The sequence below is a fragment of the Streptomyces lucensis JCM 4490 genome (assembly GCF_014650035.1).
Taxonomy (GTDB): Bacteria; Actinomycetota; Actinomycetes; order Streptomycetales; family Streptomycetaceae; genus Streptomyces; species Streptomyces lucensis.
Genome location: NZ_BMUE01000021.1, coordinates 25,605 through 39,024, shown reverse-complemented (window position 1 = coordinate 39,024; position 13,420 = coordinate 25,605). Strand labels below are relative to the sequence as shown.

General features: G+C 71.8%; 14 protein-coding genes. 9 read left to right on the top strand and 5 right to left on the bottom strand.

From position 1 onward, the window contains the following. Nucleotides 1-19 precede the first annotated feature (19 nt). On the bottom strand, nt 20-910 hold the full coding sequence (locus IE177_RS31805; protein WP_190018932.1) for an NADP-dependent oxidoreductase: 891 nt from the start codon (nt 908-910) through the stop codon (nt 20-22). A 136-nt stretch (nt 911-1,046) separates the two neighbouring features. Between IE177_RS31805 and IE177_RS31800 the strand changes: the two genes are divergently transcribed. Further along, complete coding sequence (locus IE177_RS31800) at nt 1,047-1,451, top strand: winged helix-turn-helix transcriptional regulator (protein ID WP_190018931.1); 405 nt, start codon at nt 1,047-1,049, stop codon at nt 1,449-1,451. Between the two features lie 43 nt (nt 1,452-1,494). Here the strand turns inward: IE177_RS31800 and IE177_RS31795 are convergent, their stop codons facing one another. Next, nucleotides 1,495-1,953, bottom strand: coding sequence for a hypothetical protein (locus IE177_RS31795; protein WP_229816361.1), 459 nt, complete (start codon nt 1,951-1,953; stop codon nt 1,495-1,497). A gap of 122 nt (nt 1,954-2,075) precedes the next feature. Between IE177_RS31795 and IE177_RS31790 the strand changes: the two genes are divergently transcribed. The 3 genes from IE177_RS31790 (at nt 2,076) to IE177_RS31780 (ending at nt 3,445) form a co-directional block, all read left to right on the top strand. Further along, complete coding sequence (locus tag IE177_RS31790; protein ID WP_190018930.1) at nt 2,076-2,414, top strand: YnfA family protein; 339 nt, start codon at nt 2,076-2,078, stop codon at nt 2,412-2,414. A 108-nt stretch (nt 2,415-2,522) separates the two neighbouring features. Continuing rightward, a complete protein-coding gene (locus tag IE177_RS31785) occupies nt 2,523-3,299 on the top strand; it encodes an SDR family NAD(P)-dependent oxidoreductase (RefSeq protein WP_190018929.1) in 777 nt (258 codons plus the stop codon). Beyond that, nucleotides 3,299-3,445, top strand: coding sequence for a hypothetical protein (locus tag IE177_RS31780; protein ID WP_190018928.1), 147 nt, complete (start codon nt 3,299-3,301; stop codon nt 3,443-3,445). Before IE177_RS31785 ends, IE177_RS31780 begins: the two co-directional genes overlap by 1 nt. Nucleotides 3,446-3,463: 18 nt before the next feature. On the opposite strand, the gene IE177_RS31775 is transcribed toward IE177_RS31780, so the two are convergent. Beyond that, nucleotides 3,464-4,657 (bottom strand): RtcB family protein, encoded by a 1,194-nt coding sequence (locus IE177_RS31775; protein ID WP_190018927.1) that lies wholly within the window; start codon nt 4,655-4,657, stop codon nt 3,464-3,466. A gap of 189 nt (nt 4,658-4,846) precedes the next feature. Between IE177_RS31775 and IE177_RS31770 the strand changes: the two genes are divergently transcribed. The 3 genes from IE177_RS31770 to IE177_RS31760 all read left to right on the top strand — a co-directional run bounded on the left by IE177_RS31770 (nt 4,847) and on the right by IE177_RS31760 (nt 8,086). Further along, on the top strand, nt 4,847-5,674 hold the full coding sequence (locus IE177_RS31770) for a DUF3558 domain-containing protein (protein WP_190018926.1): 828 nt from the start codon (nt 4,847-4,849) through the stop codon (nt 5,672-5,674). Between the two features lie 111 nt (nt 5,675-5,785). Continuing rightward, nucleotides 5,786-6,712 carry a DUF3558 domain-containing protein gene (locus IE177_RS31765; protein WP_190018925.1) on the top strand — a complete coding sequence of 309 codons (927 nt, stop codon included), beginning with the start codon at nt 5,786-5,788 and terminating at the stop codon, nt 6,710-6,712. Nucleotides 6,713-6,805: 93 nt separating this feature from the next. Next, a complete protein-coding gene (locus tag IE177_RS31760; RefSeq protein WP_190018924.1) occupies nt 6,806-8,086 on the top strand; it encodes a DUF2637 domain-containing protein in 1,281 nt (426 codons plus the stop codon). 79 nt (nt 8,087-8,165) lie between these two features. On the opposite strand, the gene lysS is transcribed toward IE177_RS31760, so the two are convergent. Further along, nucleotides 8,166-9,908, bottom strand: coding sequence for a lysine--tRNA ligase (gene lysS / locus IE177_RS31755; RefSeq protein WP_190018923.1), 1,743 nt, complete (start codon nt 9,906-9,908; stop codon nt 8,166-8,168). Between the two features lie 127 nt (nt 9,909-10,035). On the opposite strand from lysS, the gene argS reads away from it, so the two are divergent. Both argS and IE177_RS31745 read left to right on the top strand, forming a co-directional pair. Further along, the gene (argS, locus tag IE177_RS31750) at nt 10,036-11,799 is read left to right on the top strand and encodes an arginine--tRNA ligase (protein WP_190018922.1); all 1,764 of its coding nucleotides are present in this window, start codon (nt 10,036-10,038) and stop codon (nt 11,797-11,799) included. Nucleotides 11,800-11,822: 23 nt separating this feature from the next. Then, a complete protein-coding gene (locus tag IE177_RS31745) occupies nt 11,823-12,365 on the top strand; it encodes an SUKH-4 family immunity protein (protein ID WP_190018921.1) in 543 nt (180 codons plus the stop codon). A 65-nt stretch (nt 12,366-12,430) separates the two neighbouring features. Here IE177_RS31745 and IE177_RS31740 read toward each other — a convergent pair whose 3' ends face one another. Continuing rightward, the gene (locus IE177_RS31740) at nt 12,431-13,387 is read right to left on the bottom strand and encodes a helix-turn-helix transcriptional regulator (RefSeq protein ID WP_190018920.1); all 957 of its coding nucleotides are present in this window, start codon (nt 13,385-13,387) and stop codon (nt 12,431-12,433) included. Nucleotides 13,388-13,420 lie beyond the last annotated feature (33 nt).

Genomic DNA, 13,420 nt, shown 5'->3' with positions numbered 1-13,420 from the left:
CCGCCACCCCGGACCCCGGTCAGGGCACCAGCACCAGCCGCCCCCGCACCCCTCCCCCGGACAGCCTGGCGTGCGCCTTCGCGGCCTCCTCCAGGGCGTACGTCTCCGCCACCCGCAAGGTCAGCACACCCTCGTCCACCAGCCGGGCCAGCTCCGCGAGCTGCGGCCCCGAGGGCCGCACCCAGACGTTCTCCGTCCGCACCCCGCGCTCCGCCGCGGGCAGCGCACCGCCGCGGACCGCGGCGAACGCTCCCCCGTCCCGCACCCACGCGAGGGCCGGCCCGCCGAGCACCGCCGCGTCCAGCACCGCGTCCACACTGCCCGGCGCCACCTCCCCGGCCGTGACGGGCGCGGCCCCCAGCGACCGCACCAGCTCCGCGTCGGCCTCGCGGGCGACCCCGGTCACCTCGATCCCCCGGTGCGCGGCCAGCTGCGCGGCGAACCCGCCGACCGCGCCCGCGGCGCCGGTCACCAGCAGCGAGCCGCCCCGCGGGAGGTCCAGCAGGTCCAGGGCCTGCAGCGCGGTCAGCCCGTTCAGCGGCAGGGTGCCCGCGTGCACCGCGTCCACGGTGGCCGGCGCCTTGGCCACCGCGTCCGCCGCCACGAGCACGTACTCGGCGTGCGACCCCAGCGGATCGGTCACCCCGTCCGCCAGCGCGACCACCTCGTCGCCCACCTGCCAGGCGGCGGCCACCCCCACCGCGTCCACCGTCCCGGCGACGTCCCAGCCGAGCCCGAGCGTCTTCCCAGCCCCGCCGAAGAGACCGGACCGCACCGCCAGGTCCACCGGGTTCAGCGCACCGGCGGCCACCTTGATCCGCACCTGCCCGGCCCCCGGTTCCGGCACCGCCACCTCGGCGATCTCCACGGCCTCCGGACCGCCGAACTCCCTCACCACAGCAGCACGCATGTCAACTCTCCTCGCCGTCAAGGCACTTGTCGGACCAGCGGCCGCTTTCCCGGCCGCAGCACCAACCGTAGGAGAGGTACTATCCAAAGGTAAGTAGTTACCCGAGAGTGCGTTGGCGACCCCGAGGAGAGAGCCCATGGCGACCACGACCGCCGCCCAGCGACGCGAGCAGGCCCGCGCCGACTACGACGCCTTCCTGCGCGAGTGCCCCACCAACCAGCTGCTCGGCCGGCTCAGCGACAAGTGGGTCAGCCTCGTCGTCGCCGCCCTGTCCACCGGCCCCATGCGCTACAGCGACCTCGGCCGCAGGATCGCCGGCGTCAGCCCCAAGATGCTCACCCAGACACTGCGCGCCCTGGAACGGGACGGCCTCGTCAGCCGCACGGTCACGCCGTCCGTCCCGGTCCGCGTCGACTACGAGCTCACCCCGCTCGGCGCGAGCCTCGCCGCCCTGCTGACCGCGGTGAAGGACTGGGCCGAGACCCACTTCGAGGAGGTACGCGCCGCCCGCGAACGCTACGACGAGGAGGGCGCCGCCTGACCCGACGGCTCATCCACCAGGTCAGGGAAGGAATGGGGGGGCGTCAGAAGGCGTACGCGTCCCCGGTCGCCAGGACGAGCACCTTCATCCGGTCGTTCGACCGGTCCTGGTCCACCACGCCGCCGATCCACGCGGTGTCCACCTCCAGCGTCACCTCCTCCGGCTGCTCCCGCAGCCGTACCGGGATCCGCAACTGCTCGCCCGAGGTGTCCGCGGCCAGCGCCCCGGTGCCGCACACCACCGTCCGCTCGTCCTCCCGGGCGCACCGGGCGGGCAGCTGCTGTCCGTCCGCCAGCTCCGCCGACCAGCGCAGCCGCACCGTGGCGTCCGAGACGGCGGCGGGGCCGCCGTTGTGCGGGGTCAGCCACACCTCCACCTGGTCCCCGGTCAGGACCGCGGTGCCGTGGAAGGCCAGGTCGGCCTCCGGCACACCGGCGGCCACCGCGTTCCCCGGCGTCATCACGGCACCGGCGCACACCCCGGCCAGCACCCACGTCCGCATCCGCACGGCCACATCACTCCTCGCCCGTCGCTCCCGCCTGCCGTAGGGATGTATGCCACGCGAGCCGCGCACCGAGGCGCCCTCCAACAGGTGACACGGATGCCGCGTGCGAAGCTGCGCCCATGCCGATCCTCCGCTCCGCCGCCCTGTTCGCCGTCGCCGCGCTGTTCGAGATCGGCGGCGCCTGGCTGGTCTGGCAGGGCGTGCGCGAGCACCGCGGCTGGCTGTGGATCACCGGGGGCGTCCTCGCCCTCGGCGCCTACGGCTTCGTCGCCACCTTCCAGCCGGACGCCCACTTCGGCCGCATCCTCGCCGCCTACGGAGGGATCTTCGTGGCCGGCTCGATCCTGTGGGGCGTGGTCGCCGACGGCTACCGTCCCGACCGCTGGGACATCACCGGAGCGCTGATCTGCCTCGCCGGGATGGCCGTGATCATGTGGGCGCCCCGGAACGGCGCATGAGGCCGGATCCGGCCCTCCCTCGGCCGAAGGGCCTCGGACCCCGGCAAGATCCACAACAGAAGCCTTAGGCTGAACGGAGCCGAGCCCGACCGACTCCTGGAGCAGCCCATGGCCACCGCCGCCCCGTCCGCCGCCTCCCGCATCGCCGTCGTCACCGGTGCGAGCAGCGGAATCGGCGCCGCCACGGCCCGGCAGCTCGCCGAGGCCGACTACCGGGTGGTGCTCACCGCCCGCCGCAAGGACCGCATCGAGGCCCTGGCCGAGGAGCTGACCAAGGCGGGCCACTCGGCGGTGGCGTACCAGCTCGACGTGACGGACCGCGACGCCGTGGACGAGTTCGCGACCGCCTTCCAGACGGTCGGTGTCCTGGTCAACAACGCGGGCGGCGCCCTCGGCGCGGACCCGGTGGCCACCGGCGACCCCGCCGACTGGCGCACGATGTACGAGACGAACGTCATCGGCACCCTGAACCTCACCCAGGCCCTGCTGCCCAAGCTGGTCGCGAGCGGCGACGGCGTGGTGGTCGTGGTGTCCTCCACCGCCGGTCACGCCACCTACGAGGGCGGCGCGGGGTACGTGGCCGCCAAGCACGGCGCGCACGTCCTCGCCGAGACGCTCCGGCTGGAGATCGTCGGCACCCCGGTCCGCGTCGTCGAGGTCGCGCCCGGCATGGTCAGGACCGAGGAGTTCGCCCTCACCCGCTTCGGCGGCGACGAGGAGAGGGCCGCGAAGGTCTACGCGGGCGTCGCCGAGCCCCTCACCGCCGACGACGTGGCCGACACGATCACCTGGGCGGTCACCCGCCCCAGCCACGTCAACATCGACCTCCTGGTCGTCCGCCCGCGCGCCCAGGCGTCCAACACCAAGGTCCACCGGGAGCAGTGATGTCCGACGAGGACTCCCTGGAGAAGCGCCGCCTGGCCGAGGAGACGAAGAACGAACGCCAGGTCTGGTACTTCCTCGCCTACTTCCTCTTCGGCATCCACTTCGTGGCCTTCGTCATGATCTACGCGGTACGGCACGCGAAGTGACGTGCCGTACCGCTGACGTCAGCCCTTCACGCAGACGACCTGCTTCAGCTTCGCCACCACCTGCACCAGGTCCCGCTGCTGGTCGATGACCTGGTCGATGGACTTGTAGGCACCCGGGATCTCGTCCACGACGCCGGAGTCCTTGCGGCACTCCACGCCACGGGTCTGGTCCTCCAGGTCCTTGGTCGAGAAGCGCCGCTTGGCCGCGTTGCGGCTCATGCGGCGACCGGCGCCGTGCGAGGCGGAGTTGAAGGACTTCTCGTTCCCGAGGCCCTTCACGATGTACGAACCGGTGCCCATCGAGCCCGGGATGATGCCGTAGTCGCCGGAGCCGGCCCGGATCGCGCCCTTGCGGGTCACGAGCAGGTCCATGCCCTCGTACCGCTCTTCGGCGACGTAGTTGTGGTGGCACGAGATCTCCGGCTCGAAGACCGGCTTCGCCTTCCTGAACTCCTTGCGGACCACGTCCTTCAGGAGCGCCATCATCAGCGTGCGGTTGTACTTCGCGTACTCCTGCGCCCAGAACAGGTCGTTGCGGTAGGCCGCCATCTGCGGGGTGTCCGAGACGAACACCGCGAGGTCGCGGTCGACCAGGCCCTGGTTGTGCGGGAGGCCCTGGGCCACGCCGATGTGGTGGTCGGCGAGCTCCTTGCCGATGTTGCGGGAGCCGGAGTGGAGCATGAGCCAGACGGACCCGTCCGTGTCGGTGCACACCTCGACGAAGTGGTTTCCGCTTCCGAGCGTTCCCATCTGCTTAGTGGCCCGGTCCTGACGGAACTTGACCGCTTCCGCGACCCCGTCGAACCGCCCCCAGAAGTCGTCCCACCCGGCCGTCGCCAGCCCGTGGAACCCTCCGGGCTCGACGGGATCCTCGTGCATCCCCCGCCCCACCGGAATCGCCTGCTCGATCTTCGAGCGCAGTCGGGACAGGTCCCCGGGGAGGTCGTTCGCCGTCAGGGACGTCCGTACCGCCGACATGCCGCAGCCGATGTCCACGCCCACCGCGGCGGGGCACACCGCGCCCTGCATCGCGATGACCGAGCCGACCGTCGCGCCCTTGCCGTAGTGGACGTCCGGCATCACCGCCAGGCCCTTGATCCAGGGCAGGGTGGCCACGTTCTGGAGCTGGCGCAGGGCCACGTCCTCCACCGTCGCGGGGTCCGTCCACATCCGGATCGGGACCTTCGCGCCCGGCATCTCCACGTACGACATACGTTCCTCATTCCCCCGGCGAAGACAACAAAAGACTTGAAAGCGACAAAACGCAAAAGCGGCGCCAAGGTCCATGAAAGGGACAAGGGACCGGCGTTCACGGCAGTGCGTGCGATACACATTGTCTCCAGGGAGCGCCCCGCCGCGGCAAGCGAATAACCAGCGGGGACAGTCGAGAGGAGACCGACCGTGCAGCGCAGGGCGTACGTAACCGGCACCGCCGCACTCCTCGCGGCGCTGCTGGCCGGCTGCACGAGCGGCTCCGAGGACGCCGGGCCGACGGACGACGCCAATCCGGGCGGCGCCGGCACGGCCACGGCCGCCGCCGAGCCCGGCAAGTACCAGACCCTGCCCGAGCCCTGCGGCGCGGTCGACCAGGACACCCTCGACTCCCTGCTGCCCGGCATCAAACAGATCACCGACCCGGGCCAGCGGGACAAGGCCTACCAGGGCGCGGCCACGCTGACCTACGACACCGACCGCAAGGTCGGCTGCCGCTGGAAGGTGGAGTCGGCCGACGCCACCGACCGCCTCTCTGTCGACTTCGAGCGCGTGGTGTCCTACGACAACGCGGTCAGCGACGACGACCAGGCGCAACAGCTGTTCCGGGGCAAGGAGACGGCCGCCGACCTGCCCGCGCCGAGCAGCGGCTCCCCGGCGTCGGACGCCCCGTCCGCCACGGCGAGCCCCACGGGCTCGGCGAGCGGCGAGCCGACGCCGTCGGGCTCCGCGCCCTCGTCCCCGGCCGGTTCACCCACCGACGCCGCGGCGGACGAGCTGCAGCCGCGCGCCCTGACCGATCTCGGCGACGAGGCGTACCTGGACGACCAGCTCAGCACCTCCGGTTCGACGGCCGAGCAGCGGACGGTGACTGTGGTGTTCCGCACGTCCAATGTCATCGTCACGCTCCAGTACGAGGAGCAGCCGATGGCCACCGGAACGGTCCCGGACAGCAAGGAAATGCAGGACAGGGCCCGTGAGCTGGCCTCTCAACTGGACGACGCGCTGGGCGGTTGACGGCCGGGCCCGCCCCGCCCGCGTCCGCCCGCGAAGCGGTCGAACGGAGACCGCACAGCTCCCTCACCGCGTACCGTGGCCCCGCAGGAACCCGCACGAACACCGAGCGTCATGAGTGAAGGAACCATGCAGCGAGCAGCCCAGCGAGACGTCCGTGCCCAGCATGACCAGCGAGCCAAGCGCCTTCGCCGTGCTCTTGTCTGCGCGGCAGCCGTTCCCGCGGTGCTGATCACCGCGGCCTGCTCCTCCGACTCGGGGGACTCCAAGGCCAAGGCCGGCGACGGCGGCTCCGCCCAGCAGAGTGCGGGCAGTTCCACGCGGCCGTCCGCCAGCGCGTCCCCGACCGTGCGGCCCGCCGCGTACAAGAAGCTGCCGGACGCGTGCGTGGCGGTGCCGAAGAAGACGCTGACCGATCTGGTGCCGAAGGGTGCGAAGTCGGCCAAGAAGGGCAGTTCGGACGATCCGTCGACGCGTGCCTCCTGCGCCTGGAGCAGCCTGGACAACAACGGCGTCGACGGCTCCCAGTTCCGCTGGCTGAACGTCTCCCTGCTCCGCTTCGACTCGGACGCCTCGCGGGGCGCGGCCGACGAGCAGGCGCACACGTACTACTCCCAGCAGGTCAAGGACGCCCAGTCGGTGGACGGCGCCAAGAACGTCAAGCTCGTGCCGCTGTCCGGCACGGGCGCGGAGGCGAGCGCGGTGCGCTACGACCTGAAGAAGAAGGAGGGGCTCTTCAAGCAGCAGACGGTCGTGGCCCGGGTCGAGAACGTCGTCGTCACCCTCGACTACAACGGCGCCGGTCTCGCCGGCGAGAAGACCCCGGACGCCGACGACCTCACGAAGGCCGCCGAGAAGGCGATCAAGGAGGTCCTGGCGTCCGTCTCGACGGCCAACGGCGGAGGCTCGGGGCAGGGTTCGTCCGGCACGTCGCCCTCGGAGCCGGCGTCGAAATCCCCGTCGAAATCCCCGTCGAAGTCCCCGTCCAAGTCGCCCTCCTCCACCGCATCTCCGTCCAAGTCGGCCGCGAAGAAGAGCTGACCGGAGAGCCGCAGGCACCGTCCGGCACCACGTCCGCCGCACACGTGTGCCACTCTGTTGCGCGCAACAACACGCAATGGGAGGGGAGTACGAGTGGCCGCGCCACCGCAGCTGACCCGGACGCACCGCGTACTCATCGGCATGGTCGTGTCCGGTGCCTTGATCATCGCCGGCATCGGCTTCGCCGGCTCGTACGCGGCCGTCCGTGAGCTGGCCATCAAGAAGGGCTTCGGGAACTTCTCCTACGTGTTCCCGGTGGGCATCGACGCGGGCATCTGCGTCCTGCTGGCCCTGGACCTGCTGCTGACCTGGATCCGCATCCCCTTCCCGCTGCTGCGCCAGACGGCGTGGCTCCTGACCGCGGCGACGATCGCCTTCAACGGAGCCGCCGCCTGGCCGGACCCGCTGGGCGTGGGCATGCACGCGGTGATCCCGATCCTGTTCGTGGTCGCCGTCGAGGCGGCCCGGCACGCGATCGGCCGCATCGCGGACATCACGGCCGACAAGCACATGGAGGGCGTCCGCCTCACCCGCTGGCTGCTCTCCCCGGTGCCGACGTTCCTGCTCTGGCGCCGCATGAAGCTGTGGGAGCTGCGCTCCTACGACCAGGTGATCAAGCTGGAGCAGGAGCGCCTCGTCTACCAGGCCCGCCTGCGCTCCCGCTTCGGCCGGGCCTGGCGCCGCAAGGCCCCGGTGGAGTCCCTGATGCCGCTGCGCCTGGCCCGCTACGGCGTCCCCCTCGCGGAGACGGCCCCGGCGGGCCTGGCGGCGGCGGGCATCGAGCCGATCCTGCTGCCGCCGGCGGGATCCGCGGCCGTGGGCGGTGGTGCCGCTGGGCCGGTGCCCGTCCCTCAGCGGACGGCAGCGGTCGGCGGGCAGCGTCCCTCGATCCCCGGCCCGCGGGCCGGGCTGCCGGAGGACGCCGCCGTCCCGGAGGGGAGCCCCTGGCTGCACGCCCGGCACCCCCAGCAGATCGAGTACCACGGCGGCTACGACCCGACCTACGACCCGATGATGCAGGAGCCCCAGTACGCTCCCGAGGAGCAGTACGAGGAGTGGTACGAGGAGCAGCCCCCGGGGCAGTTCCAGCAGCCCTCCGCGGAGGACACCGGAAGCTTCCCGATCCCGGTCGGCCCGAACCGCACCCGGGAGCTGGGTGAGGGCGGCGGCACGCCCGAGCCGGAGCCGACGGAGGAGGACTACTACCTGGTCTTCCGGAAGTCGATCGACGGCAGCTACCCGACGGCCGCCCAGTTCCGGGACGACGTCGAGGCGACCTTCGGCATCGCGCTCCCGTCCCCGGAGGCGAACCGCATGGTCAACCGCTTCACCAACCGCCACACGGCGCAGCTCCAGGACGACCACATCGCCTGACGGCGCCTCGCGCGACGGTTCGGGGCGCGACGGCATGAAGAAGGGGCCCTCCGTCGGGAGGGCCCCTCTTGCGTACCGCCTACTCCCCGAGCAGGGCCCGCACGCGGTCCTGGCCGACCGCCAGCAGCAGCGTGGGCAGCCGGGGGCCGGTGTCGCGGCCGACCAGCAGGTGGTACAGCAGCGCGAAGAACGTCCGCTGGGCCGTCTTGATCTCCGGCGGCAGCTCCTTCGGCGTGGCGTCGGCCGGGAACCCGGCCTGGACCTTCGGCACTCCGTAGACCAGGTGGGTGAGGCCGTCCAGCGACCAGTGGTCGGCGAGCCCGTCGAGCAGCAGCCGCACCGACTGCTGGGAGGCCTCGTCGAGGGACTTCAGCAGCTCGGCGTCGGGCTCGTCGCGCACGATGGTCCGCTGGTCGGCGGGGACGTGCGTGTTGATCCAGGCCTCGGCCCTGTCGTACCGGGGCCGTGCCTCGTCCAGGGACGCGAGCGGCTGCTCCGGGTCCAGCTCGCTCAGGATGCGCAGCGCCTGGTCCTCGTGCCCGGCGGTGATGTCGGCCACGGACGCGAGGGTGCGGTACGGCAGCGGGCGCTCGGTGCGCGGCAGCTCACCGGCGGCCGTGCCCACGGCCCGCGAGTGGGCGGCGACGTCGCCCGGCAGCGCGGAGCCGTCGGCGACCTTGGCCGCCAGCTTGTCCCACTCGTCGTAGAGCCGCTGGATCTCCTGGTCGAAGGCGATCTTGAAGGACTGGTTGGGCCTGCGGCGGGCGTACAGCCAGCGCAGGATCTGCGGCTCCATGATCTTCAGCGCGTCGCCCGGGGTGGGCACGCCACCGCGCGAGGACGACATCTTCGCCATGCCGCTGATGCCGACGAAGGCGTACATCGGGCCGATGGGCTGCTTGCCGCCGAAGATGCCGACGATCTGGCCGCCGACCTGGAACGACGATCCCGGCGAGGAGTGGTCGACGCCGCTCGGCTCGAAGATCACGCCCTCGTACGCCCAGCGCATCGGCCAGTCGACCTTCCAGACCAGCTTGCCGCGGTTGAACTCGCTGAGCCGGACCGTCTCGGCGAAGCCGCAGGCAGTGCAGGTGTACGACAGCTCGGTGGTGTCGTCGTCGTACGCGGTGACGGTCGTGAGGTCCTTGCCGCAGTCGCCGCAGTACGGCTTGTACGGGAAGTAGCCGGCGGAGCCGGAGCTGCCGTCGTCCTCGGCCGCGGCGCCCGAGCCCTCCTCGGCCTCCAGTTCGGCCTCGTCGACCGGCTTCTGCTGCTGCTTCTTCGCCGGCTTCGGCTTGGTCCGGTACTGGGCGAGGATCGCGTCGATGTCGCCGCGGTGCTTCATCGCGTGCAGGATCTGCTCGCGGTAGACGCCGGAGGTGTACTGCTCGGTCTGGCTGATGCCGTCGAACTCGACGCCGAGCTGGGCCAGCGACTCGGCCATCGCGGCCTTGAAGTGCTCGGCCCAGTTCGGGTACGCGGAGCCCTCCGGGGCCGGCACGGAGGTCAGCGGCTTGCCGATGTGCTCGGCCCAGGACTCGTCGACGCCCGCGATGCCGGCCGGGACCTTGCGGTACCGGTCGTAGTCGTCCCAGGAGATCAGGTGCCTGACCTGGTGCCCGCGGCGGCGGATCTCGTCGGCGACGAGGTGCGGGGTCATGACCTCGCGGAGGTTGCCCAGGTGGATGGGCCCGGAGGGGGACAGGCCGGACGCGACGACGACCGGTTTGCCCGGGGCCCGGCGCTCCGACTCTTCGATGACCTCATCCGCGAAACGGGAGACCCAGTCGGTGGTCTCGGTGCTCTGAGCCACGATCGGCACGTCCTTCTTTCTGAACGGGTGACACTCCATTGTCACAGACCGGCTCGCGGCCGGGAAAACCGCTTTACCCCCCATGGGATACTGGCTGGGTCTATCCATCCCCACGAGGAGAACGGCACCCATACCTATGGCCTCGGTCACGTCCCTCAGCGATTCCGTCCAGCAGCACCTCGCGTCCGCCCTCTCGGCAACCCTGCCGGAGGCCGCCGGCGCGGACCCGCTGCTGCGACGAAGCGACCGGGCCGACTTCCAGGCCAACGGCATCCTGGCGCTGGCCAAGAAGGCGAAGGCGAACCCCCGGGAGCTGGCCGCGCAGGTCGTCTCCCAGGTGGTGACGGGTGACGTGATCCAGGACGTCGAGGTCTCCGGCCCCGGCTTCCTCAACATCACCATCGCGGACCGGGCGATCACCGCGAACCTGGCCGCGCGGTACGCGGACGAGACGGGCCGCCTCGGCGTGCCGACCGCCGCGGACCCGGGCACGACGGTGATCGACTACGCGCAGCCGAACGTGGCGAAGGAGATGCACGTAGGCCACCTGCGGTCCGCGGTGATCGGTGACTCGGTGGTCCAGCTGCTGGAGTTCACCGGCGAGAACGTGATCCGCCGGCACCACATCGGCGACTGGGGCACCCAGTTCGGCATGCTCATCCAGTACCTGGACGAGCACCCGCACGAGCTGGACCACAAGGACGCCGAGGTGACCGGCGAGGAGGCGATGTCGAACCTCGACCGCCTCTACAAGGCCGCGCGCCGGCTGTTCGACTCCGACGAGGAGTTCAAGACGCGGGCGCGGCGCCGGGTGGTCGACCTCCAGGCCGGGGACCCGCACACGCTCGCCGCGTGGCAGAAGTTCGTGGACGAGTCGAAGATCTACTTCTTCTCCGTCTTCGAGAAGCTGGACATGGAGATCCGCGACCCCGACATCGTCGGCGAGTCGGGGTACAACGACATGCTGGCCGAGACCTGCCGCCTGCTGGAGGAGTCGGGTGTCGCGGTCCGCAGCGAGGGCGCCCTGTGCGTGTTCTTCGAGGACATCAAGGGCCCGGACGGCAACCAGGTCCCCCTGATCGTGCAGAAGTCGGACGGCGGCTACGGCTACGCGGCCACCGACCTCTCCGCGATCCGCGACCGCGTGTTCAACCTCAAGGCGAACTCCCTGCTGTACGTGGTGGACGCGCGGCAGGCCCTGCACTTCCGGATGGTCTTCGAGACCGCCCGCCGGGCCGGCTGGCTGAACGACGACGTCACGGCGTTCCAGCTGGCCTTCGGCACGGTCCTCGGCAAGGACGGCAAGCCGTTCAAGACCCGTGAGGGCGAGACGGTCCGCCTGGTCGACCTGCTGGACGAGGCGATCGACCGTGCCTCGGCGGTCGTCCGGGAGAAGGCGCAGGACCTGTCCGAGGAGGAGATCGCCGAGCGGGGCGCCCAGGTGGGCATCGGCGCGGTGAAGTACGCGGACCTGTCGACGTCGGCGAACCGGGACTACAAGTTCGACCTGGACCAGATGGTCTCGCTGAACGGCGACACGTCCGTCTACCTCCAGTACGCGTACGCCCGTATCCGGTCCATCCTCCGCAAGGCCGGCGAGGTCCGCCCGGCCGCGCACCCGGAACTGGAGCTGACGGACGCGGAGCGGGCCCTCGGCCTGCACGCCGACGCGTTCGCGGAGACGGTCGCGGAGGCCGCCGCCGAGTACGCCCCGCACAAGCTGGCCGCGTACCTCTACCAGCTGGCCTCCCTCTACACGACCTTCTACGACAAGTGCCCGGTCCTGAAGGCCGAGACGCCGCAGCAGGTGGAGAACCGCCTGTTCCTGTGCGACGTCACGGCCCGCACCCTGCACCAGGGCATGGCCCTGCTCGGCATCCGGACGCCGGAGAAGCTCTGACCCGCGCGGCGGCAGGCGGCGCGTTGAACGGCGAAGAGCTGATCCGGCTGTTCGGCCTGGACGGGGTCGTCTACCACCCGTGGGTCCCCGGCAGCGGACTTCACAGGCCCACGGCGGAGTTCCTCTCCGCCGTGGGCCTGCCCACTGACGGCACGTTCGTCTCACGCGCCGAGCCGGAGAACTCCTCCCCGGTGCCGAGACGGCTCGGCCCGCTCCTCGACCACCGGGGCCGGGCGTGCCCGCCGGAGCGGCGCGCCTGGCTCGTCCTCGGGTATCTCGTCACCGGTCTGGTGGTCCTGGACCCCCTGGCGGGGACGGTCCACTCCTACCCGGAGGGCGAGGAGGAGGGCCGGCCGCTCCACCGCGACGTGCAGTCGTTCGTCCTCACGCTGTGCGCGTTCCGCCGGCTCCTCGACGCCTGCGCCCAGGACGAGGACGAGGACTCGGTGGAGGAGCACGCCCGCGCGTTCCGGAGCGCCGTCACCGCCGTGGACCCGCTCCCCCTCGCCGACCCGGGATCCGAATGGAACCGCCTCCTCGACGAGGTCCTCGAAGGCATGTGGTGAGCGGCGGGGCCGTGGCGCCCCCCGCGCGGCGTGGTCGCGATGCCCTCAGTCGGCATGGTCGCGGTTCACCCGTCCGCATGGGCGGTGAGGAGTTCCCGTGTGCGGCGCAGCAGGGCCCGGCGTACCGAGTCGGGCGCCAGGACCCGCAGGGGTGTCGCCAGGCCCAGGAGGTAGCGGGCGAGGCCGTCCGGATCCGGGCCGCCGATGTCGACGAGCGTGGCGTCCGGGCCGTCGGGGCGGTGCGTGCCGACCGTCGCGGGTACCAGCCGCAGCGCCTCGTCCGCGGGGAGCGGCAGGCGGACGGTCGCGTAGAGCGGGTAGGGGCCGTTGGCGATGTTCCGGGAGACCAGCAGTGCGGGGTCGGGCGGGTCGGTGATCTCCGCCGGGTGTCCGGTGGGCTGGAGCCGGTCGACGCGGTCGGCCCGGAACGTCCGCCACTGCCCCCGCGCCACGTCCAGTGCGACGAGGTACCAGCGCCGTCCGGTGTGCACGAGACGGTACGGGTCGACGTCCCGGACCGTCGCCCGTCCCTGCCCGTCGGTGTACGACAGCCGGACGCGCCGGCCGCCCCGGCAGGCGGCGGCCAGCTCCAGCAGCATGCCCGCCCTGATCCGCGGGCCCTCGGAACCGGGGAGCCGTACGAAGGCGTCGTCCCACTCCCCCAGCCGGTCCGCGATCCGCGGGGGCAGCACCTGGCGCAGCTTCAGCAGCGCGGACAGCGCGGCCTGGTCGCCGCCGAGCGCGTCGCTCAGCGCCGCCTCGCGCAACCCGACGGCCACGGCGAGGGCTTCCTCGTCGTCGAGGATCAGCGGCGGCATCCGGGAGCCGGCGCGCAGGCGGTAGCCGCCCCAGGGGCCGGCGTCGGAGTCGACGCAGTAGCCGAGCTCCCGGAGCCGGGCGATGTCCCGGCGCACCGTGCGATCCGTGACCTCCATGCGGCCGGCCAGCTCGGCACAGGTCCAGGACGGCCGGGCGGCGAGCAGGGAGAGCAGGCGCAGCAGGCGGGCGGACGCACCGATCACGCCGCGAAGTCTTCCACACCGCCCGCATGACCA

What these genes read in the sequence shown, in the direction of transcription:
- argS (WP_190018922.1), top strand. Translation starts at nt 10,036, where the DNA reads ATGGCCTCGGTCACGTCCCTCAGCGATTCCGTCCAGCAGCACCTCGCG.
- IE177_RS31775 (WP_190018927.1), bottom strand. Translation starts at nt 4,657, where the DNA reads ATGTCGTACGTGGAGATGCCGGGCGCGAAGGTCCCGATCCGGATGTGG.
- IE177_RS31780 (WP_190018928.1), top strand. Translation starts at nt 3,299, where the DNA reads ATGTCCGACGAGGACTCCCTGGAGAAGCGCCGCCTGGCCGAGGAGACG.
- IE177_RS31785 (WP_190018929.1), top strand. Translation starts at nt 2,523, where the DNA reads ATGGCCACCGCCGCCCCGTCCGCCGCCTCCCGCATCGCCGTCGTCACC.
- IE177_RS31800 (WP_190018931.1), top strand. Translation starts at nt 1,047, where the DNA reads ATGGCGACCACGACCGCCGCCCAGCGACGCGAGCAGGCCCGCGCCGAC.
- IE177_RS31790 (WP_190018930.1), top strand. Translation starts at nt 2,076, where the DNA reads ATGCCGATCCTCCGCTCCGCCGCCCTGTTCGCCGTCGCCGCGCTGTTC.
- IE177_RS31765 (WP_190018925.1), top strand. Translation starts at nt 5,786, where the DNA reads ATGAGTGAAGGAACCATGCAGCGAGCAGCCCAGCGAGACGTCCGTGCC.
- IE177_RS31795 (WP_229816361.1), bottom strand. Translation starts at nt 1,953, where the DNA reads ATGCGGACGTGGGTGCTGGCCGGGGTGTGCGCCGGTGCCGTGATGACG.
- IE177_RS31805 (WP_190018932.1), bottom strand. Translation starts at nt 910, where the DNA reads ATGCGTGCTGCTGTGGTGAGGGAGTTCGGCGGTCCGGAGGCCGTGGAG.